At 72.5% G+C, this 21,711-nt stretch carries 18 protein-coding genes; 9 read left to right on the forward strand and 9 right to left on the reverse strand.

Annotated features, from left to right (window positions below; all coding sequences use genetic code 11):
- Window positions 1–4 precede the first annotated feature (4 nt).
- Window positions 5–1,171, forward strand: a complete 1,167-nt coding sequence (locus tag ABD295_RS11660; RefSeq protein ID WP_344303889.1) for an Mrp/NBP35 family ATP-binding protein — start codon at window positions 5–7, stop codon at window positions 1,169–1,171.
- 3 nt (window positions 1,172–1,174) lie between these two features.
- Window positions 1,175–1,549 (forward strand): sec-independent translocase, encoded by a 375-nt coding sequence (locus ABD295_RS11665; RefSeq protein WP_344303890.1) that lies wholly within the window; start codon window positions 1,175–1,177, stop codon window positions 1,547–1,549.
- A 17-nt stretch (window positions 1,550–1,566) separates the two neighbouring features.
- Here ABD295_RS11665 and ABD295_RS11670 read toward each other — a convergent pair whose 3' ends face one another.
- Window positions 1,567–2,106, reverse strand: a complete 540-nt coding sequence (locus ABD295_RS11670) for a hypothetical protein (protein WP_344303891.1) — start codon at window positions 2,104–2,106, stop codon at window positions 1,567–1,569.
- A gap of 153 nt (window positions 2,107–2,259) precedes the next feature.
- On the opposite strand from ABD295_RS11670, the gene ABD295_RS11675 reads away from it, so the two are divergent.
- The gene (locus ABD295_RS11675; protein ID WP_344303892.1) at window positions 2,260–2,913 is read left to right on the forward strand and encodes a LysM peptidoglycan-binding domain-containing protein; all 654 of its coding nucleotides are present in this window, start codon (window positions 2,260–2,262) and stop codon (window positions 2,911–2,913) included.
- On the forward strand, window positions 2,910–3,422 hold the full coding sequence (locus tag ABD295_RS11680; RefSeq protein WP_344303893.1) for an Rv3235 family protein: 513 nt from the start codon (window positions 2,910–2,912) through the stop codon (window positions 3,420–3,422). Before ABD295_RS11675 ends, ABD295_RS11680 begins: the two co-directional genes overlap by 4 nt.
- A 200-nt stretch (window positions 3,423–3,622) precedes the next feature.
- Here ABD295_RS11680 and secA read toward each other — a convergent pair whose 3' ends face one another.
- Together secA and ABD295_RS11690 are read right to left on the reverse strand one after the other, a co-directional pair.
- Window positions 3,623–6,466: a preprotein translocase subunit SecA gene (secA, locus tag ABD295_RS11685; RefSeq protein WP_344303894.1), complete on the reverse strand. Its 2,844-nt coding sequence runs from the start codon at window positions 6,464–6,466 to the stop codon at window positions 3,623–3,625.
- Window positions 6,467–6,574: 108 nt separating this feature from the next.
- A complete protein-coding gene (locus ABD295_RS11690; protein ID WP_344303895.1) occupies window positions 6,575–7,195 on the reverse strand; it encodes a DUF1707 SHOCT-like domain-containing protein in 621 nt (206 codons plus the stop codon).
- An 87-nt stretch (window positions 7,196–7,282) separates the two neighbouring features.
- Here ABD295_RS11690 and ABD295_RS11695 point away from each other — a divergent pair, with 87 nt between their 5' ends.
- Entirely contained in the window at window positions 7,283–7,864 is a 582-nt protein-coding gene (locus tag ABD295_RS11695; protein ID WP_344303896.1) for a TetR/AcrR family transcriptional regulator, read from the forward strand.
- Window positions 7,865–7,874: 10 nt separating this feature from the next.
- Window positions 7,875–8,972, forward strand: coding sequence for a nucleotide disphospho-sugar-binding domain-containing protein (locus ABD295_RS11700; protein ID WP_344303897.1), 1,098 nt, complete (start codon window positions 7,875–7,877; stop codon window positions 8,970–8,972).
- Here ABD295_RS11700 and ABD295_RS11705 read toward each other — a convergent pair.
- Complete coding sequence (locus tag ABD295_RS11705; RefSeq protein WP_344303898.1) at window positions 8,950–9,591, reverse strand: PadR family transcriptional regulator; 642 nt, start codon at window positions 9,589–9,591, stop codon at window positions 8,950–8,952. The genes ABD295_RS11700 and ABD295_RS11705 overlap by 23 nt on opposite strands.
- Window positions 9,592–9,674: 83 nt before the next feature.
- Here ABD295_RS11705 and ABD295_RS11710 point away from each other — a divergent pair, with 83 nt between their 5' ends.
- From ABD295_RS11710 to ABD295_RS11720, 3 genes are all read left to right on the forward strand, one after another.
- On the forward strand, window positions 9,675–10,481 hold the full coding sequence (locus ABD295_RS11710; RefSeq protein WP_344303899.1) for an alpha/beta fold hydrolase: 807 nt from the start codon (window positions 9,675–9,677) through the stop codon (window positions 10,479–10,481).
- An 80-nt stretch (window positions 10,482–10,561) separates the two neighbouring features.
- The gene (locus ABD295_RS11715) at window positions 10,562–11,269 is read left to right on the forward strand and encodes a hemerythrin domain-containing protein (protein WP_344303900.1); all 708 of its coding nucleotides are present in this window, start codon (window positions 10,562–10,564) and stop codon (window positions 11,267–11,269) included.
- Between the two features lie 133 nt (window positions 11,270–11,402).
- Window positions 11,403–16,505 carry a PxKF domain-containing protein gene (locus tag ABD295_RS11720; RefSeq protein ID WP_344303901.1) on the forward strand — a complete coding sequence of 1,701 codons (5,103 nt, stop codon included), beginning with the start codon at window positions 11,403–11,405 and terminating at the stop codon, window positions 16,503–16,505.
- Here ABD295_RS11720 and ABD295_RS11725 read toward each other — a convergent pair.
- The 5 genes from ABD295_RS11725 to ABD295_RS11745 form a co-directional block, all read right to left on the reverse strand.
- A complete protein-coding gene (locus ABD295_RS11725) occupies window positions 16,498–19,818 on the reverse strand; it encodes an ATP-binding protein (protein ID WP_344303902.1) in 3,321 nt (1,106 codons plus the stop codon). The genes ABD295_RS11720 and ABD295_RS11725 overlap by 8 nt on opposite strands.
- 53 nt (window positions 19,819–19,871) lie before the next feature.
- Entirely contained in the window at window positions 19,872–20,180 is a 309-nt protein-coding gene (locus ABD295_RS11730) for a hypothetical protein (protein WP_344303903.1), read from the reverse strand.
- Window positions 20,156–20,320 (reverse strand): hypothetical protein, encoded by a 165-nt coding sequence (locus ABD295_RS11735; protein WP_344303904.1) that lies wholly within the window; start codon window positions 20,318–20,320, stop codon window positions 20,156–20,158. Before ABD295_RS11735 ends, ABD295_RS11730 begins: the two co-directional genes overlap by 25 nt.
- Window positions 20,317–20,511, reverse strand: coding sequence for a hypothetical protein (locus ABD295_RS11740; RefSeq protein ID WP_344303905.1), 195 nt, complete (start codon window positions 20,509–20,511; stop codon window positions 20,317–20,319). Before ABD295_RS11740 ends, ABD295_RS11735 begins: the two co-directional genes overlap by 4 nt.
- Window positions 20,512–20,586: 75 nt before the next feature.
- Window positions 20,587–21,711 (reverse strand): HNH endonuclease signature motif containing protein (locus ABD295_RS11745; protein WP_344303906.1); only part of this gene is annotated, 1,125 nt, incomplete at its 5' end.

Consider the following 21,711-nt stretch of genomic DNA (forward strand, 5'->3'; position numbering starts at 1 on the left):
GCGCATGGTTTCAGCCGACGTCGAGCAGGCGCACCCCGAGATCTGGGCGGCCCTGGCCAGGGTCCAGGACCCCGAGATCAAGCGCCCGATCACCGAGCTCGGAATGGTCGAGTCCATCGCGCTCTCCGAGGCCGGCGTCGCCGCGATCACCGTGCTCCTCACGGTGTCCGGTTGCCCGCTCAAGGACACCATCACGCGTGACGTCACCGGCGCCGTGAGCAAGGTCCCCGGAGTCACGTCGGTGGACCTCACCCTCGGCGTGATGAGCCAGGAGCAGCGGGCCGAGCTGCAGCAGAGCCTGCGTGGTGGCAAGCCGGCCAAGGAGATCCCGTTCGCGCAGCCCGGCTCGTTGACCCGCGTCATCGCGGTCGCGAGTGGCAAGGGCGGCGTCGGCAAGTCGTCGGTCACGGTCAACCTCGCCCAGTCGATGGCGGCGCAGGGGCTGAAGGTCGGCGTCCTCGACGCCGACATCTACGGCCACAGCGTCCCGGCGATGCTGGGCGTCGCCGACACCCGGCCCACGCAGGTCGAGGAGATGATCATGCCGGTGCCGACGGCGTCCGGCGTCTCGGTCATCTCCATCGGCCAGCTCAAGCCGCGGCGCGACCAGGTCGTCGCCTGGCGCGGGCCGATGCTCGACCGGGCCCTCGTGCAGATGCTCGCCGACGTCTACTGGGGCGACCTCGACGTGCTGCTCCTGGACCTGCCGCCCGGCACCGGCGACATGGCGATGTCGCTCGGCCAGCACCTGCCGTCCGCGGAGGTGCTCGTCGTCACGACCCCCCAGGAGGCCGCCTCCGAGGTCGCCGAGCGGGCCGGGACGATGGCCTCGATGATGCACCAGCGGGTCATCGGCGTGATCGAGAACATGAGCTACCTCGCCTGCCCGCACTGCGGTCCCGAGCACAAGATCGAGGTGTTCGGCTCCGGCGGCGGCGACCAGGTCGCGGCCACGCTGTCGCGCCGGTTCGGCTACGACGTGCCGGTGCTCGGCCGGATCCCGCTGGAGCCGTCGCTGCGCGAGGGTGGCGACGCGGGCAAGCCGGTCGTCGAAGCCGACCCCACCGCCCCCGCTGCTCAGGAGCTCGTCAAGATCGCGTCCGGTCTCGTCGGGCGCGGACGAGGTTTGGCAGGAATGCACCTCGGGCTCACCCCGACCAGTAAGTTCTGACCTGTGTTCGGCGTCGGACTGGCTGAGATCGCCGTCATCATGTTCGTCGCCGTGCTCGTCTTCGGGCCCGACAAGCTGCCCGACCTGGCCCGCCAGGCGGCCCGCTTCGTCAAGGTGGCCGGCCGGATGGCGCGCGATGCGCGCGACGAGCTGCGCACCGAGCTCGGCCCCGAGTACTCCGACCTCGAGCTGCGCGACCTCGACCCGCGGACGATCGTGCGCAAGCACATCTCGGAGGCGATGAAGGAGATCGACCTCGACGACGACGACGACGGCGAGCACAGGACCCAGGACGAGATCGCGGCCCGTCGTCGCCAGCGCGAGCAGCGCGAGCTGGCTGAGGGCGAGCTGCCGCCGTACGACGCCGAGGCGACCTGAGGTCGGCGGGTCTCGACTCAGCCCGACCTGCTCGCTTCGCTCGTACTGTGCACGCCAGCCAGGGCGGAGCAGGCGACGAGCAGCCGGCCAGCGCCGGTCTGCGCCTCGACGAAGTCCGCGCCGACCCGATGGAGCACGACGTCGTGGGCCGCGCCGTCACGGAGCCTGACCACGCAGCGGCGGCCGTCCTCGGCCAGCTGGCGCAGCGCCGAGCCGAGGCCCAGCTTGGCAACGGGCGACCAGGCGACCTCGGGGAGCGACCGCTCGCTGGCGCCCCGCACGAGGGCGATCGCGCCGAGGGACAGCACCCAGTCCTGACGAGGAAGTCCGGGGGCTCCCTTGTTGATGCTGACCGCGCACCAGTCCGGGCCCACGCGGTCCAGCCGCCCCGCGACCGCTCCCACGCCCGTGACGTGCAGCGCCACGTCGCCACCGACGGAGGCGGCCAGACGACTGGCCAGCGTGACGGCGGCGTACTCGGCGCGACTGCGATCGGCGAGATCGATGTGCCGTTCGAGGTCGTAGGCCGCCTCCGCCTGGGCCTCGAGGTCGTCCATGAGGTCGAAGATCTGCCTGGAACCGGTGGGGTCACCCGCGTCGGGTGATTGTTGCCACATCACCATCCCATCATGCCTGTGTACAACTGGTTGACATGACATCGAGTTGTCCCGTGAACTAAAGCAACCGCAGGTAAACGAAAGGTTCTCGGGATGGGTCGAGCTTCTGGGGCGCGTTGTGGCGCCGTCTGGTCAACCGCGACGATCGTCGCCGTCGCGTTGCTGGCGTGGCTGCGGCCGGACCGGGCGGTCGCCGCGCGCCCCGGATCGCTCGAGGAGGCCCTGGCCCAGGGCGGCGCCCTCACGGCCGCCGCGTGCGTGGTGTGGCTGTGGTGCGTGACGACCCTCGCGGTCGGCGAGGCCGTTGAGCTCCGCTCCCCGGCTGCCGCGCCCCGCTCGCTCGTCTCCCGCCTCGTGCTCCTCGCCTGCGGAGTCGCGCTCAGCGGGGCGGTCGCCGTCCCGGCGCAGGCCGCCGAGCCACCTCGTCCGACGCGTCACGCGGCCGCCGACGCCCTGCACGGGCTCGCGCTGCCAGACCGGCCGACCGGGGGCGGCTCTCGGCTCGCGCCGACGAGGCGGACGAGGCCGGCGATCGAGTCGACGGCCGATGCCGGCACCCTCGTGGTCGTCCAGGCCGGGGACACCCTGTGGTCCCTCGCGCGTGGCTTGCTGCCGAACGGCGCGGGCGACGCCGCGATCGACGCACTCTGGCGTCGGATCCACGCCGCGAACCTGGAGGTGGTCGGACCCGACCCCGACCGGATCCGTCCTGGGCAGCGGCTCGTCGTGCCGGGGGTGGCCCGGTGAGCGCGCTGGGGGTCGAGGAGATGCTCCGTCGCTACGACGGGGTGGTGCCGCTGTCGAGCATCCAGGGCACCCTCGCGCTCGATCTGTCGCGACAGCCGGGACCGACCCTCAGCCTGCCGTGCGCGCCGACGGCCGGCGTGGTCGACATCGAGGAGCCGCTGCGCCGCCGCGTCGAGCAGTGGGCCCAGCGCTATGCCCAGGCGGCAGTCGAGATCGTCGGGGGTGACCGGCCCGCGTCGCAGCTGGTGCGCTGGACGAGCCGCGACGTGTACGCCGACCTGTGCCGACGCGCCCAGCTCGTCGCGCGTGCCGCCGGCCGACCCGCGGGGCAGGGCAGGGCCTACGCGGCGATCCGGCCCCAGGTGGTCAGCGTGCGCGCCAGCTTCGTCACCCGGGAGATCTGCGAGGTCAGCGTCCGGGTGCGCCACGGCGAGCGCTTCCGCGCCGTGGCCGCCCGCTTCGAGGTCCTGCAGGGCAGGCTTCAGTGCACCGCCCTCGACTTTGCGTGACCAACCGACCGTGAGGAACGAACGGTCGGTGTGGGGTCACGCAGGTCGAGGGTCTCGACTTGTCGCTCGCTGCGCTCGCTGCTCGACCACCGGGGGGCGGGTCGGGACACGGTGAGACGAACGCCGACGGTGGGGACACCTGGCAGCCCCCCAGCGGGTCTCGTGACGGTCTCTGCGCGACCTCCCCGACCAGCGTGTGGTCAGTTGACGCGCGCGGTGAGGCCGGTCGGGCCGCCGGGGGCGCCGTGGCAGCGCTTGTACTTCTTGCCCGAACCACAAGGGCACAGCGCGTTGCGACCGACCGCGGCACCCGTGTCGGCACCCGAGGCCGACGCCGAACGGACCTCGGCCTCGCCGTCCTCGCTGGGCGCGGAGTACGACAGCTGCTGCGGCTGCTTCGGCCGTTCGAGACCCTTGGCCCGGATCTGCGGACCCGCGGCCGCCGGGGCGGCCGCGCCAGCCGGCTTCTCGAAGACGGAGGGCACCTCCTGGCGCATCGGCTCGAGGTCGACCGACTCGTCCACCTCGTCGGTGCCGTCGTCCTCGTCGTCCTCCACCTCGACCTCGAGGTTGAACAGGAAGCCGACCGACTCCTCCTTGATGCCCTCCATCATGGTGGCGAACATGTCGAAGCCCTCACGCTGGTACTCCACGAGCGGGTCGCGCTGGGAGTAGGCCCGGAGGTAGATGCCCTCGCGCAGGTAGTCCATCTCGTAGAGGTGCTCTCGCCACTTGCGGTCGAGCACCGACAGGAGCACGCGCCGCTCGAGCTCGCGCATGACCTCCTCACCGACCTCGGCCTCGCGGGCGTCGTACGCCGACTGCGCGTCCTTCTGCAGCGCCTCCACGAGCGCCTCGCGGGAGAGGTTCTCGCGTCCGCCGGCCTCCTTCTCCAACGCCTCGTGCGACAGCGAGATCGGGTAGAGCTGCTTGAGCGCCACCCAGAGAGCGTCGAGGTCCCACGACTCGGCGAACTCCGCCGTCGCACCGTTGACGTAACCTGCGACGACGTCGTCGATGAAGGTGCGCACCTGCTGCTCGAGGTCGGCGCCCTCGAGCACCTCGCGGCGCTCGGCGTAGATCACCTCGCGCTGGCGGTTCATCACGTCGTCGTACTTGAGGACGTTCTTGCGGGACTCGAAGTTCTGCGACTCCACCTGGCCCTGCGCGCTCGCGATCGCGCCGGTGACGCGCTTGTTCTCGATCGGCACGTCGTCGGGGACCTTCATCACCGTCAGCACCCGGTCGACCCACTCGGACTTGAAGAGCCGCATCAGCTCGTCCTGGAGGGACAAATAGAAACGGGACTCGCCCGGGTCGCCCTGGCGGCCGGAACGACCACGCAGCTGGTTGTCGATGCGGCGCGACTCGTGCCGCTCGGTGCCGACGACGTAGAGGCCGCCGAGCTCGCGGACGTCGTCGTGCTCCGCGGCCACCTGCGCCTTGATCTTCTCGACCATGGCGGGCCAGGCGGCGTCGTACTCCTCGGCGTTCTCGACCGGGTCGAGGCCCTGCTTGCGCAGCTCGTCGTCGGCGAGGAAGTCGACCGAGCCGCCGAGCATGATGTCGGTGCCTCGGCCGGCCATGTTGGTGGCGACGGTGACCGCGCCCCGGTGACCGGCGAGCGCGACGACCTTCGCCTCGTCGGCGTGCTGCTTCGCGTTGAGCACCGTGTGCGGGACGCCGCGGCGCTTGAGGAGGCCCGACAGGTGCTCGGACTTCTCGACCGAGACGGTGCCGACCAGGATCGGCTGCCCGGCGGCGTGGCGCTCGGCGATGTCCTCCACGACGGCTTCGTACTTCGCCTCCTCGGTGCGGTAGACGAGGTCGGGCTGGTCCTTGCGGACCATCGGCTTGTTGGTCGGGATCGGGACCACGCCGAGCTTGTAGATCTTGTCGAACTCGCTGGCCTCGGTCATGGCCGTGCCGGTCATGCCGGAGAGCTTGTCGTACATGCGGAAGTAGTTCTGGAGCGTGACGGTCGCGAGCGTCTGGTACTCCTCGCGGACCTCGACGCCCTCCTTGGCCTCGATCGCCTGGTGCAGGCCGTCGTTGTAGCGGCGGCCAGCGAGCATGCGACCGGTGTGCTCGTCGACGATGAGCACCTCGCCGTCGATGACGACGTACTCCTTGTCGTTGTGGAACAGCTCCTTGGCCTTGATGGAGTTGTGCATGAACGAGATGAGCGGGGTGTTGACCGAGTCGTAGAGGTTGTCGATGCCGAGGTGGTCCTCGACCCGGGTGATGCCGGGCTCGAGCACGGAGATGGTGCGCTTCTTCTCGTCGACCTCGTAGTCGACGTCGCGCGTCATCTTGGCGGCGATCTTGGCGAACTCGCCGTACCACCGGACCTCGTCCTGCGTGGGGCCGCTGATGATCAGCGGGGTCCGCGCCTCGTCGATGAGGATCGAGTCGACCTCGTCGACGATGGCGAAGTTGTGCCCGCGCTGCACGCACTCCTCGATGGAGCCCGCCATGTTGTCGCGGAGGTAGTCGAAGCCGAGCTCGTTGTTGGTGCCGTAGGTGATGTCGCAGGCGTAGGCCTCGCGGCGGGCGTCGGGACGCATCTGCGGCAGGATCACGCCGGTCGTCAGACCAAGGAAGTGGTGCACGCGGCCCATCCACTCGGCGTGGTACTTCGCGAGGTAGTCGTTGACGGTGACGACGTGCACGCCCTTGCCCGACAGGGCGTTGAGGTACGCCGGCAGCGTGGCCACCAGGGTCTTGCCCTCACCGGTCTTCATCTCGGCGATGTTGCCGAGGTGCAGCGCCGCGCCGCCCATGATCTGCACGTCGTAGTGCCGCTGGCCGATGACCCGCTTGGCCGCCTCGCGCACCGTCGCGAACGCCTCGGGCATCAGCTCGTCGAGGGTACTGCCGTCCTCGTAGCGCTTCTTGAGCTGGTCGGTCATCGCGCGCAGCTCGTCGTCGCTCATCGCGACGAAGTCGTCCTCGATGGCATTGACGGCCTTGGCGATGGTCTCCAGCTGGCGGAGGATCTTGCCCTCGCCGATGCGGAGCAACTTGTCGATGATGGCAGGCACTGTGCGAAGACTCCTGGAGTGTGCGGGCACGCTGACGCACCCTCGGGGGGCGCCCCGCCACTCTACCCAGCGCCCCTCAGGCGTCCCTATCGGCGCGTGCCCGCCGGGTCAGCCTCGGGGCTTGCGGTCGTACCACCTCTGGTGGCGCACGGTGACCGAGCCGAGACCGACGCTGCCACGCAGGACCAGCAGCGGCGAGCCGGTGGAAGGCTGCTCGGCGACGGTGCTCTTGACACTGCCGATGCCGCGCCCGACGCGGTCGATGTCGGCCGCCCAGCCCTCGGGCACGATGATCACCACGCTGCCCGCCGAGGGGACCACCTCCACGTCGACCACCGGGAACTCCGTCGTGGCTGCCCGACAGTCCAGCTTGATGCTGCCGAGGCTGGCGCTGAGCCGGAGGAAGCCTGGCACCACCCATCGGCCACGTTTGCGGGTGCTGCCGCTGCCGGCCGACAGCAGCATGGGGTCGGCGGCGGCGTACCCGCTCGCGGCCGGGAGAGTCGGTGCTGGGCCGCGGACGACGATGCCGGAGCTCCCCGGTCGGACCGGGCCGAGGTCGGCGACCAGGACGTCGAGGTCGGACTGGGTGCGCGCCGCGAGGGCGGCCTCGACCCGCTCGTCGAGCTCGTCGAGGTCGATCCGACCGAGACCGGCCGCGTCACGCAGCCTCTCGACAGTGCGGTCGCGCTCGGCGTGGCCGATGCGCGGCTCCGGGGATTGCGACACAGGAAGACTCTAGAGGCGGTCCCGGTCCAGACATTCGTGTCACTGTCCATTGACATCAATAGTACTTTGATGTGAACTGTAATTGACATGAAAACGACGCGTGCCTACACGATGACCGGACGCGCCAGGGCAGCCGAGCAGACCCGCAGCCGGATCCTGGACGCGACCGCCGACCTCGCCGGGGAACGGCTCGTCGCCGACATCTCCCTCGAGCTGGTGGCCCAGCGAGCCGAGGTCAGCGTGCAGACGGTGCTGCGTCACTTCGGCAGCCGGGCGGGGCTCTTCGAGGAGGCGCAGCGGTACGCCGAGAGCCGGATCGTCGACGAGCGGCGCGCCCCGGCCGGCGACGTCGGGTCCGCAGTGCGCGCCATCGTCGCCCACTACGAGCTGCGGGGCAGTGCCGTCCTGCTCATGCTCGCGCAGGAAGGGACCGAGGCACTCATGGCGTCGGTGACCGCCAGCGGCAAGAAGCTGCATCGCGCGTGGGTCGAGACGACCTTCGCGCCGCACCTCGCCGACGCGGAGGACCCCGACGAGCTCACCGACCTGCTCGTGGTCGCGACCGATGTCTACACCTGGAAGCTGCTGCGGCGTGACCGCGGCCTGAGTCGCGCCCGCACCGAGCAGCGCATCGACCGTCTCGTCCGGGCCCTGCTCGACACCCACTAGGAGAACCCCGATGTCCGAGCTCCTCTTCGTCACCTGGGACGGCGGCGGCAACGTGCCGCCGGCACTGGCCATCGCCCGAGTGCTGCAGGGGCGCGGGCACACCGTGCGATTCCTGGGGCACGAGAGCCAGCGCGCCGCCCTCGTCGAGGCAGGCTTCGAGGTCGAGGCGACCTCGCGCACGCGGACCTTCGACCGCCTGGGCGACACCAGCCCGCTCACCATGCTGCGCACCCTGGGCGACCGCGGCGCCGGCCACGACCTGCTGGCCGCCCTGGCACGACGCCCGGCGGACCTGGTCGTCGTCGACTGCCTCACCTTCGGCGCCCTCGACGCGGCGCGCGCGTCGGGCACGCCGTACGTCGTCCTCGAGCACCTGCACGACGCGGCGTACCGCGCGATGCTCGCCGGACCGCTCGGCCTCGTCGTGCGCCTGCGTCGGCTGCGACCGTCGCTGGCCCTGAGCCGGGCACGCGCGCGCATCGTCACGAGCCTGCCGGTGCTCGACCCCCTCCCGTCCGACGGGAACTTCGTGCAGGTGGGTCCGGTCGCCTCGTGGTCGCCGCGCTCGCAGCCGGTCGGAGCGGAGGAGCCCGCCGTGCTCGTCAGCCTCAGCACGTTCGGCTACCCCGGGATGCGCGAGGCGCTCCAACGGATCGTGGACGCCACGCACGACCTGGGTGCCCGCGTCGTGGTCACGACGGGACCGGCCATCGAGCCCGCCGAGCTCGCGGCGCCGCCGACGGTCGACGTGCGGCGCTTCGTCCCGCACGCCGAGCTGATGGGGTCGGCGTCGCTGTTCGTCGGCCACGGAGGTCACGGCAGCTCGATGGCGGCGCTGGCCCACGACCTCCCCGTGGTCCTGATGCCCATGGACCCGAACGCCGACCAGGTGACGGTGGCCCGGAGCGTGCAGGCTGCCGGAGCGGGCCGATCGGTGCGCAAGGGCGCCTCGCCCGACGACCTGGCACCCGTTCTGGCCGAGCTGCTCGCCGACGGGGCGCACCGGTCGGCGGCGGCTGCGCTGGGCGACGCGGTGCGGGCGATGCCGGGCGACGTGCTCGGCGCCGACGCGGTGGAGGCCGCGCTCAGCCGCGCGCCAGCCGCCTGAACACGACGTCGGGGTCCCAGTGCCCCGGGTCGTCGGTGGCGGCCCATTCGTCGACCTGCCCCCTCGCCCAGGTCGCCCACTGCAGCACCGCCTCCTCCTGACCCTTGACCAGCGCGAGCCCGATCGCGCCGAGGTGCGCGCGCTCGGGGAACGCCGGCTCCGCGAGCCAGATCTCGGCGAGCTCGGTCACCTCGGCGAGGCGCTCCTCGGCCTCGGTCGCGATCCGCTCCAACGTGGTGCGCAGCTGGTCGAGGGTGCCCGCATCGGCGAAGAACACCTTCACCATGGCCTCGAACTCGGTCGTCCGGGGAGCGGGCGGCTCGTCGAGCCAGTCGCGCAGCGCTGCGCGTCCCGCGTCCGTCGTCGAGTAGACCGTGCGCGGGCGCTTGCCGGTGCTCTCCTGGCTCGCATGGGCGAGGCCTGCGGAGACCAGCCGCTTGGGCTCGTCGTAAAGCTTGCGCTCCGCGCGGGGCCAGAACCACCTGAGGCTGCGCTGCACCTGCTTGGCCAGCTCGTACGTCGTCCAGGAGCGCAGCCCCAGCAGGCCGAGGATCGCGTGTCCGGTCGTGGAGGGCGGCGGGGAGGGCGGCGGGGAGGGCGGCGGGGAGGACGCGGGCATGACGCATCTTGACATACTGCCTTAGGCAGTATCTACTCCTCCTCTAGATACTGCACAGGGCAGTAAAAGAGAGGAGCTCCACCGTGACCACCACCTCCGCCGCGCCGTCCACGACCTCCCCCCTCGCCCACTCCGACAACGGGGTCGCCGCCGACCTGCCCGCGCTTCTCCACGTGCCCGGCTGGTGCGGCGACCGCGACGTGTTCGACGCCCTCCTGAGCCGCAACCCAGGACGCCGCGCGGTCTCGGTCGACCTGCCGGGCCACGGCGACTCGGCCGACCCGGTGACCGGGGGCGGCGACTTCGGGTACGCCGAGGTGCTCGACGCCCTCGTCGCCACGATCGACCACCTCGGGCTCGACCGGGTGGTGCCGGTCGCACTCTCCCACGCCGGCTGGGCGGCGATCGACCTGCGCGAACGGCTCGGGGCCGACCGGGTCCCCGGCGTCGTGCTCCTCGACTGGATGGTGCTCGGCACTCCCCCGGGCTTCGCCGACGCGCTCTCGGGCCTGCAGTCGCCGGCGTGGTCCGACGTCCGCGCCGGGCTCTTCGGCATGTGGACCAGCGGCCTCGACGTACCGGGGCTGCACGAGTACGTCGCGTCGATGGGCACCTACGGGCAGCCCCACTGGAGCCGTGCGGGACGCGAGATCGCCGCGCGGTTCGGCGACTGCCCCGTCCCGCTCGCCGCGCTCCAGCCCTGCCCGACGCTGCACGTCTACGCCCAGCCGGGCGACGACGCCGTGCTGGCCGCGCAGCGGGACTTCGCGTCCTCGCACCCGTGGTTCGAGGTGGTCAGGCTCGACGCCCGCAGCCACTTCCCGATGTTCGAGGTGCCGGACCGGATGGCCGAGGTGATCGAGACCTTCGCGAGCCGGCTGGGCTGCTGACCCGTCCTGCAAGCGGACTGCAAGGAGCCTGCAGGCGGCTGCGTCGACCTTGGGAGCACCACCCACCCGAGGAGACCACGATGACCACACGCCGTAGGACCCAACCCACCCAGCCCTCCCAACCCACCCAGCCCGGCCCCATCGACACCAGCGAGATGCCGACGGTGCACACGTTCTTCCGCCGCGAGTTCCGGCTGGCCGGCGGGGTCGTCCGCGGCGTCGCCGCCGGCGACTCGGCCCGCGCCGCCGAGGTGAGCGAGCACCTGGAGTACGTCGCCCGCTGCCTGCACCACCACCACACCGGCGAGGACGAGCTGGTCTGGCCGCTCCTGCTGGAGCGGGTCCCGGAGGAGCTCGCCCCCATCGTCCACCTGATGGAGAGCCAGCACGAGCGCCTGGACGCCCTGCTCGGGGAGGTCGAGAGGCTGCGCACCCAGTGGCAGTCGACGGCCGACGTCGAGGCGAGAGGCCGCCTGGCCGACACCCTCGACCTCGTCCACGCCCACCTCACCGAGCACCTCGACGCGGAGGAGGAGCGGCTGCTCCCCATCGCCGCCCGCACCCTGACGTACGACGAGTGGCACGCGGTCGGCGAGCGGGCGCGCCGCGAGAACCCCCGCAAGGAGATGTTCCTGACCTTCGGGATGATCCAGCACGACGGTGACCCCCAGGTCGTCCAGCGGATGCTGAGCACCGCTCCCCCGCCCGTCCGCGTGATCGTCCCGCGGCTGGCCCGCCGGGCCTTCCGCAAGCACGCGCAGCGCATCCACGGCACCCCTACCCCCTGAGCGACGCCTGACGAACCGCCCGCAGGGCCGGCCTCAAGACGTCCGCAAGCCGACCTCAAGTGGCCGACAAGCGGCTGCCCCGAGGGTCGACCCGACCGACCACGACAGACACGACCAGCAGAAGGAACCCGACATGCGCACCACGACCACAGCCCGGACCACGAGAGGTCTGACGGCCGGCACCCTGCTGGCCGGGCTGGTGGCCCTCGTCCCGAGCGCCGCCGATGCCTCCGCCTCCGACTCGATGACGTTCGGCGCCGGACGCGAGTCCATCAGCGCCGGCGCCAACGCGATGATCATGATCGACGGCTCGATCCGCTACGAGAACAACTGCCGCCGCGTCGCGGCGCGCAACACCTTCGAGGAGGACTGGATCTACCCCGCCACGGACGTCTACATCGTGCCGACCGGGTCGATCCTCTACGGCCAGGAGCTCAAGGACGCCGGCGGCGAGGGACCCAACACCATCGTCGGCACCGGCAGCGGCGCCTTCCTCGGAGAGCTCATCGCGGTGACCACACCCAGCGGCACCCTCGGCGACGGCGACTTCGACGTCGTCTTCGACACCTGCCAGGACGGCATGGTCGACACCGCGGACACCATCTTCAGCAACGTCATCCACATCGACGTGCCCGACGGCGACGTGCCGCCGGTCGACCCGTCGATCCGCCGGCTCAAGGACGCCGCCCGCGAGGAGTACGCCTCGTGGATCAAGACCCACGTCGCACTGACCATGCTCTTCAAGCTGGACGACGCCAAGTCGATCGCCGCCTGCCTGCTGGCGCCCAACCCGGCCTGCCTGCTCGAGGTGCTCGCCGTCATCCAGGACGTCGACCACTCGCGGGCACCCTTCGAGGACTGGATCGAGGGCATCGTGCTCGGCGAGGTGATGCAGACCGCGAAGAAGTGGGGCGCCATCTGGAAGGACCCGGCCGACCCCGACTTCGACACGCTGCCCGGCCTCACGGCCCCGGCCACGCCGGAGATCCCGGCCAGCGGGCGCGCCGTGGCCGACGCCGTGGGCGCGCTCGCCGAGCCGCTGGGCCGCGAAGGCGTGCTGGCCGAGGAGCTCCTGCACGCGCTCGAGCGCTACCAGGGCGCCCAGGAGGCGGGCGACGAGGCGTGGGCCCTGGTCCAGGCGCGGGCCGTCCGGGACGTCGCGGACACGCTGGACGCCCACCTGGCCGAAGACTCGGCCGCCGAGGACCTCCGCGCGGCGATGACGCCCCGTCTGGCTGCGCTGGTCGCCGCTGCCGAGGAGGGCGAGGCCCAGGTGCGCCGCATCCAGACGCAGGGCCTCACCCCCACGGAGCAGCGTCACCTCACCAACCAGGGTCTGGACGTCGGCGAGATCAACGACGTCGAGGCGGCGTACGTCGCCCAGGGCGTGCTGCACGCGCCCAGCGAGGCTGACCTCCGGGCCACCCTCGACGACCTGGTCGCCGCGCGCACCGAGACCCGCGCTGCCCTCCAGGAGACCGCTGCTGGCTGGGACGAGCTCGTCGATGCTCTGGAGTCGTCCGGGTCCGACGTGTTCCCCAGTGCCGCCGCCGGCGGCCCCTACCGCACCGACGGCTCCGGCCTCGTCCGGCTCGACGCGAGCGCGTCGAGCGCCGGCCGCGACGGCGCCAGGACGGTGTCGGCCGACTGGGACCTCGACGGGGACGGTCAGTACGACGACGCCTCGGGCTTCACCGTCGAGACCACCGTGGGGACGACCCGGACCGTCGCCGTGCGGGTGACCGATGCCGACGGCAAGGCGGGCGTCGACCTGGCGCACGTGTCCCGCACCGACGGCGACCGGCCCCCCGTCGTCAGCGCCGCGACACCGGACCCCGCCGTCACCGTGGTGTCGGGCGCGTCCACGTCGTTCAGCGTGTCCGCGACCGACCCCGACGGTGACCCGCTCACCTACCAGTGGACCCACCGCGGCGAGGTGGTCACCGGCGCGACCGGGTCGACGTACTCCCTGACCGCCGACGAGCTCGGCGCCGGTGCGCTGACAGTCCGTGCCACGGGCAAGGACCGCAGTGCCGTCCACACCTGGATGGTCACCGTGGTGGGCCCCGACGCCGACGGCGACGGTTGGTCGCGAGGACCGGACGCGGACTGCGACGACACGCGAGCCGACGTGCACCCGCAGGGCTACGAACGCCCGGGCAACGGGCGCGACGACGACTGCAGCGCCGCGACCCCCGACGCCCCGCTCGGCGGTCCGCTCGGCCGCGTGGAGGCGTGGGGTCACCCCTCGGGCATCGGCCTCCCGCCCCGCCCGAACGCCGACCTGCCCTACTGGTCGCCCGTCCCGGTGCCGTCCCTGGGCGAGGTGCGCGCCATCACCTCGGTCTACCGCGGCGGCTTCGCCGTGGACGACGACGGGGCGTTGTGGGGTTGGGGTGAGAACTTCAACGGTCGCATCGGCGACGACACCCAGACCAAGCGGTGGTCGCCCGTGCCCGTGCTCGGCATCGGCGGCGGCTCCGGGACCCAGCTGACGGGCGTGCGGTCCGTCGCCGGTGAGGGGACCTTCTCCCTGGCGCTGATGGGCGGGGGCAACGTCGCGGCGTGGGGGGCGAACGCCCTCGGGCAGCTCGGCACGAACGACCCGGAGGCGATGGGTCTCCACCCGCGTGTCGTGGTGGACGGATCGGGCGTCCCGATCGACGACGTGGTCCAGGTCGAGACGGGCGAGAACGGCTCGCTGGCGGTGCTCGCGGACGGGCGTGTCATGGACTGGGGCGTGGTCAGCTGCGACGACGCGTTCGCGGACACGACTCGACGCACGGCTGCGGTGAACCCCCTGTACGGCGACGACGTGCTGCAGGTCGCCGCGGGTGACCACGGCGGTTCCTACGTGCTCAAGCGCGACGGCAGCGTCTGGTCGTGCGGCGGCTACGACGACGCGCTCGGCCGGCCGTTCACCCAGGACGACCAGAACGACCTGCGGCCGGTGACCGGCCTCGGGTCCGGCATGGTCGACATCGCGATGGGCAAGAGCACGGGAGCGGCCCTCGACGAGGACGGCGGTGTGTGGCTCTGGGGTCGCAACACCAACCACGAGCTGGACGTCATCGACGAGCCCGCGACCGGGGTGCAGAAGCTGCCGGAGAAGGTGACGAGCCTGCCGGCCGGACCGCCGATCGTCGACATCGAGCTGGACACGACCAGCACCCTGCACGCCACCCGCGCCGACGGGTCCGTGCTGGTCTGGGGCGTGAGCACCAACGGCAGCGCCGGCACCGGTGGCACCGGGAGCGTGCTCAGTCCAGAGATCCAGCAGGTGCCGCTGGGCGATGTCGTGCCAATGGACGTCACGGGCTCGGTGTGGAACGGCCTGGCGCTGGTCCGCCCGAAGTCCGACCCGGACTTCGAGCCGGCCGTCCAGTGGGTCTCGGCCGAGGTCGCGGACGCGACGATCGGTGAGGCCACCGGAGGGTCGGCGACGCTGACCCTCAGCGAGGCGGCTCCGGTGGCGCTCTCGGTGGCCTACCAGCTCGCGGACCAGCCGGTCCGCGAGGTGGAGATCCCCGCCGGTGCGACGACGGTGACGCTCCCGATCTCGGCGGCCGACGACGCGCTCGACGAGAACGACGAGCAGCTGGCGCTGACCGTCGTGTCGATCTCGCGGGGCGTCCGGATCGACCGCGGCACCGCCGTGGTGACGGTCATCGACGACGACGCGGCTCCGGTCGTGTCGGCGGGCGACGTGACGGCTCCCGAGGGGGACACCTCGCTCACGGACGTCACGGTGCCCGTGCGGCTCGACGCCGCCAGCGGCAAGGACGTCGAGGTGCTGTGGGCCGCTGTCGAGGCTGGGGTGCAGGTCGGCTCGGGCCACGTGCTGATCCCTGCCGGGGACCGATCGGTCGACGTGCACGTCCAGGTGCCCGGCAACACCACGCCGGGTCCGGGCAGGTCCGTCGTGGTCACGCTCAGCGAGCCGGTCAACGCCCGGTTGGGCGGCGACGGGACGGTCACGCTGACCGACGACGACCCGGTGCGCCTCGAGGTGACGGCCCCGGCCGTGACCGAGGGCGACAGCGGGACCACCCCGGCGGCGTACTCGCTGCGGGTCGAGGGGCTGCCGGCTGGCGAGACCCTCGAGGTCCCGTGGGTGGTCGTGCCCGGCACGGCCGAGCTCGGCACCGACGTCCTGGCCGGCGACGGCAGCGTCACGCTCAGCGCGGTCACGCCGGAGCGCCAGGCGGTGGCCTCGGTCGTGGGTGACACCCGCGCCGAGCCACTCGCCGACGAGGTCTTCGGGCTGTCCCTCAACGAGGGGAAGTCCCTGAAGACCAGCACTGGCCGTGAGGTCCTGCTGCTCGAGGTGCCCAAGGCCGTCGTCACCGACGACGACGCGGGCCCGACCGTCGACGCGGGACTCCCGCTCGTGCTCGACGAGGGCGGCAGCGTCACGGTCAAGGGCACCTCGTCGGCACCCGCCACGTGGTCGGTCATCGGCGGCGGCTGCACGGTCGCGGCGCCCGGCTCGCTGGAGACGACGCTCTCCTGCACGGCCAGCGGCGAGGCCGAGCTCACGCTGACCGCGGACGACGGGGTCAACGACCCCGCCACCGCGACGGTCGGGGTGACGGTGCGCAACGTGGCGCCGTCGCTGCGGATCACCGCGCCCGCCCCGGGCACGGTCGTCCCGCTCGGCCAGGCGGTCTCGCTCACGGCGGTCGCGACCGACCCGGGTGACCCGGTGACCTGCTCGGTGACCTGGGGCGACGGCTCGGCGCCGCAGCCGCTCACCGACTGCGCCGGCACGCACACCTATGCCTCGACGGGGTCCTTCACCGCCACGGTGACGGCCTCGGACGGGCAGGGCGGCGACACCACCGCGACGGTGGCGGTGACGGTCCAGGGCGGCACGACGCCGCCGGCGTACCCGTTCGACGGGTTCTACGCGCCGGTGGACAACCCGTCGGTCGTCAACGTCGTGAAGGCCGGCTCGGCGGTCCCGGTGAAGTTCAGCCTCGGGGGCAACCGCGGGATGGACATCTTCAGGGCCGGGTTCCCGGCCTCGTCCCCGCACCCGTGCGGAACGACGGGAACGGCCGACGAGCTGGAGCAGACCGTCTCGCCGGGTGCGTCGGAGCTGACGTACGACGCCGGCAGCCAGCGCTACCAGTTCAACTGGAAGACCCAGAAGAGCTGGACGGGCAGCTGCCGGACGCTCGTGGTGACGCTCACCGACGGCCGGACCAAGACGGCCGAGTTCAAGTTCAAGTAGGAAGGCCGAGGGTGGCCAGGGACGCTTCGGACCTGGCCACCCAGAGCTCGAGGCCGGCGTCCTCGTGGGCCTTGCGGGCCAGCAGCAGGTGCTCACGGGCGGCCCCGGTGTCGCCCGCGGCCGCCGCGAGGTCGCCGAGCACCTGGTGGTTGCTGCCGAGAAAGGCGACCGGGAGGGTGCCGGCGCACTGGCCGGCGTACGGCGTGAGCGCCTCGCGCAGCGCCGCGACCGCCACCTGGTCACCCAGAGCCGACCAGATCCGGGCACGCACCGCCACGTAGGTCGTCCACAGGTAGTCCCAGGGCGGCTCCGGCAGGGCCGCCCAGGGGCCGATCACCTCCCGTGCCTCGTCCAGTCGGCCCGCCTCCACCAGGGCGAGGGCGTGCAGCTCCCGGAACAGCGGGTAGAACGACGCCGCGGCGCGAAGGTGGGGCTCCAGCTCGGGCAGGCGGCCCTCGACGAAGCGCAGCACGGCTCGCTGGCACAGTCCGATGCCCTCGCCTGCCACCGCGAGCGTCGCCTGCAGCGCCTCCAGCTCGCCGATGACCGCGTCGGCGTCCGCCAGGTCGCCCGCCATCTGCCGCAGCGTCGAGCGCGACCAGCCGATGATCAGCAGGTTTTGCGGGAGCCGGTGCTGTCGGGCCAGCTGCTCGGCGCGGTCGAGGTCGGCGCGGGCGCCGTCGAGCTGGAGCAGGTCCGCCCGGTCGGCGGCTCGTGTCGCCAGGCTGCCGGCCAGCACCGCCGGCTCGCCCAGCTCGGACGCCAGCTCGATCATCTCGTCGTGCAGGGTCAGCCGGTGGTGCACGAGATCGGGACGCAGCATCGCCTGGACCGCGAGCCACAGCACCCGCAGCCGGGTGGCGTCCCGGTGTCCGCGGCGCACGGCCGCCACGGCCGCGTCGGCGAGCTCGGTGGCCCGCCCCTGCATGCCGGGCTTGTAGAGGAGCTCGAAGGCCAGCGCCCCCTGTACCACCGGGTGGGCGGGGTCCTCGGTGGGCAGGCGGTCGAGGACCCGCGACCACAACGAGATCGCCTCGTCGTCCCACGAGCCCTGCGTGCGCCAGCCCCACACGCTGTCGACGGTGATCGTCTGCAGGATCCGAGCGGCCGCCTCGACGTCGTCCCGCTCGAGCGCGGACTCGGCAGCGGCGGCCACCACCGGCCACGCCTCGATGGGCCGGCCCAGCTGGACCAGGGCCACGGACCGACCGACCAGCGTCGCCTCACGCTCGGGGCCGGTGACGGCCAGGTCGAGCTCCTGGAGGTCGGCGGCCTCGCCGAAGAGACGCAACGCCTCGTCGTGCGCGGACTGCGCCGCCGCCGCCTGGGCGGCTCGCCGGGCGAACACCCAGGCGGAGCGGACGTGCGCCGGTCCCGCGAGCCGATAGTGCTCCGCCAGCTCGCCGACGTGGTCGAGCAGCCGTCCGGCGTACCGGTCCTCGAGGGCGAGCGCCACCGCGGCGTGCGTCCGCGCCCGCGCCGGAGCCGCGAGCCCGTCGTAGATCGCGTCGCGGACCAGGGCGTGCGTGAACCGGTAGCGACCCGGCTCCTCGACGTCGACGAGTCCGCGCATGAGGGCGGCCTCGACCGCCTCGTCGACCTCCTCGACGCCGGAGTCCGCCGCCCGACCCACGACGACCACGTCGAAGGAGCGACCCATCACCGCGGCGGTCGACAGGACGCGTGCGGCGTCTCCGTCGAGGTCGCTCAGGCGCTGGCGTACGACGTCACGCACCCCGCCCGGCACGGCTGTCCAGGCGGACGCATCGCGTGAGGTGAGTGCGCCCTCGCCGACCAGCAGCCGCACCAGCTCCGTCACGTGGAAGGGGTTGCCGTCGGTTCGTTCAGCGAGCGCGCTGGCGACCTCGTCGGTGACCGCGACGCCGGAGTGCTCGGCGACCCAGGCCGCGATGGCCTCGGGCGGGAGCCCGGTGAGCTCGACGCGGACGGGGTCGAGCCGGGCGATCGCCGCCAGCGCCTCGGCCAGGGCGGGACCGATCTCGGCCTCGGCCGACCGGGTGGCCATCACGACCACCAGCGGCAGGGTGTCGAGCTGGGTCGCCAGCCGGCGGAGCAGCCGCAGGCTCTCGGCGTCGGCCCAGTGGACGTCGTCCAGCACCAGCAGGGCCGGCCCTCCCGCGCGCACGGCCTCGCGCACGACGTCGGCCTGCCGGAAGCTCGCGGACGCGGCGTCGACGACGTCACCTCCGTCGAGCAGGCCGGCATCACCGGTCAGCTCGGTCAGGGCGTGGCGCCAGCCCCAGAGCGGCGGGCTCGCCTCGGGCTCCCACCCACCGGACCCGACCCGAAGACCCAGCGAGCGGGCCTGGTCGACGACAGCGTCGGAGAAGCGGGTCTTGCCGATGCCCGGCTCACCGCTGACGACGACCAGCCTGCCCCGACCACCGGCGGCATCGCGCAGGACGGACGTGACGACATCGAGGGGGGCCTCGCGGCCGAACAGGCCGGGAGCGGGTGCGACCGCCGCCTCGCCGACCGAGGGCGGGTGCGTCGCCGCCGGGGCGGCCGGCTCCGGCGCCCGCTCGACCTCGTCGAGGCTGGGGTCCTGACGCAGCACCAGGTCCTCGAGCCGGCGCAGCTCGGGACCGGGGTCGACGCCGAGCTCGTCGGCGAGGTGGTCACGCGCCCGGCGAAGGGCGGCCAGGGCGTCACCCTGCCGGTGTGCGCGGTAGAGCGCCCGGGCCAGCAGAGCCCAGAGCCGCTCGCGGAGAGGGTGCTCGCGGACGAGCTGCTCGAGCTCGCCCACCGCTTCGGACACGGCGCCGGTCACGAGGCGTGCCTCCCAGAGGTCCTCTACCGCGCCGAGCCGGAGCTCGTCCAGCCGGGTCACCTCGGCATCCAGGGACGGGGCGGCCGTGCCGGCGTACGCCGCACCACGCCACAGGCCCAAGGCCTCGGTGATCAGCGCATCGGCTGCCTCGGGTCGGGAGGTCAGCACGTCTCGCGCTTCGCGCACCAGGGCCGCGAACCGCCGTGCGTCGACGTCGTCGGCCGCCAGGTCGAGGGAGTAGCCTCCGGCGTGCGTCCGCAACCGCTCGGAGGGCCCGCGCACCGCTCGGTCGGGCTCGAGCGCGCGGCGCAGTCGCGCGACGTGGGACTGCAGCGACGCCTCGACCCTCGACGGGGGGTCCTCGCCCCACATCTGGTCGATCAGCTGCTCGACGGTCACCGGGCGGCCGCTCGCCGCGATCAGCAGGGCCAGCAGCGTGCGCGGCTTGGGACCGCCGAGGTCGATCGGCGGGCCTGCGTCGGTCACCACGACCTCAAGGTCCCCCAACACCCGCACGCGCATGGCGTGGATCCTAGGTGGAAGGGGGATGTGCGCGGGGTCAGACGCGTGCCGGGTCAGACGCGTGCGGGTGCAGGTGTCGTGGCGACCCGGGCCGGACGCGGAGCACCGGTCCATCCGGTCAGCAGCGCCCAGGCCGCTGAGCTGATCGCGGCGGCCGCGAAGACCGCGCTCACCTCGGTGTCAGGCAGCAGCAGGGTCAGCGGGACCGAGACGGTGTGCAGGACCCCGAAGGCCAGGCCTGGTAGGGCGGCCACCTTGCGCCATCCCTGCCAGGCGACGAGCTGGGTGAGGGCGAGCATGGCGACGGCGACCCCGGTGACGGGGTAGAGCACGATGCTCAGCAGGACGTGGGCGTACGCCACCGGCGCAGCAGCTCGCCGGTCAGCGAGTCGTGGGCGTCGCCCTGGGGGTGACGCGGGCCGCCGATCAGCATGGCGGCGCCGGACAGCACGAGGGCGATCCGCCAGCCGTTCGTCCGCAGTGGGCTCGTCGTGGTGGTCATCTGGGGTTTCCTTCCGCTCCGGGTGTGGGCACCACGGTCGGTCTGCCCTCTTGCAGACGCCTTGTGAGCTGCTGACAGTCCGTCCCGATCGGCCTGGGCGTCACCCAGATCGCCAGGACGACCAGCAGGGTGCTCAAAACGACGAAGGCCGTGGTCGGCAGCCACGCGGGATCGAGCGTCAGGATCGTCACAGCATGGCCTTCCTCGGGTGGTGGTGTTGTCACCACCGTCGAGGGCAGCCCTTGCAGGCTCCTTGTGGGTCGCTGTCAGGCCGTCTGCAAGTGACGTCGACGCCTGAGCGGCCTGGTGCCGTGGTGGTCGCGGAGGTATCGCATGCCGTGGGGGTCGGTCCAGCGCCAGCCGATGTCGAGGGGCAGGCGTTCGTAGGTCCAGGCGGTGTGGGTCTTGAGCCGGTGATGTCGCCGGCAGAGTGGGGCGAGGTTGTGGTCGCAGGTCTCGCCGCCCTCGGCGTAGGGCGTGCAGTGGTCCTTGTCGCACTGTCGGGCTGGGCGGGAGCACCAGGGGAACACGCAGGTGGGTTCGCGCAGGGCGACCCGCAGGGCCATCCGGGCGCCGACCTCGTACCGGTCGACGCTCACGGGCTGGTTGAGGTCGATGACCTTGGTGACCCTCACCTCCGTCTCGGCCCGGCCGCACCAGCTGGCGACCTGTTGGGCCAACACCGGGCGGCCCGCGCCACCGGTGGTGGTCTCAACCCGGGCGACCTCACCCCCGAGCGCACCGTGCAGGGACTGCTCGGTGACATGGACGAACAGGTGCACACCCCGCCGTGACCGCCTCGCGGCCCTCCCCGACCCCGCCCCCGGCGTCTCCGCGCCGAGCGTCTCCTCGGCGGGTGTCTGGGTGCCGGGTGTCTGGGTGCCGGCGGCGAGCAGCGCGGCGGCGTGGGCGGGGTCGGCGAGCACCCCGACCGCCCTGGCGCGGCGGGCCTCGAACGGCTCTTGGGCATGGGCGGGTTCGAGGCAGTGGGCGACCTCGGTCACGGTGGTGTCGAAGTCGTGCAGGTCGGCCCACGGGGCCCGGATGGTCATGTCCGCGACACCGGTGTGGTTGATCGACTCCTCGTGCAACGTCACCCCGGTCGCGTCCAACGCCTCGAGCTGGGCCAGCTCTCGCTCCTCGGCGTGCAGACGCAGCATCGCCTCGTCGATGAGCCGGTCGATCGTGGTGGTGCCGACCTTCTCCGCCACCGGGCCGACGTGCTCGTCGAGGTAGTCCGACACATCGGCCGGGCGCGCGTAGACCGCCCGGGCGATCCGCCGCGCCCGCCACGCGGGCACCTCCAACGCTTGGACGCGGGCCCAGACCTGGGGGAGCCGGTGCCGCAGCACCAGCGCCTCACGGATCAGCCCTTCCCCGCCCTGGGTCGA

It is taken from the genome of Nocardioides bigeumensis (assembly GCF_039531755.1).
Taxonomy (GTDB): domain Bacteria; phylum Actinomycetota; class Actinomycetes; order Propionibacteriales; family Nocardioidaceae; genus Nocardioides; species Nocardioides bigeumensis.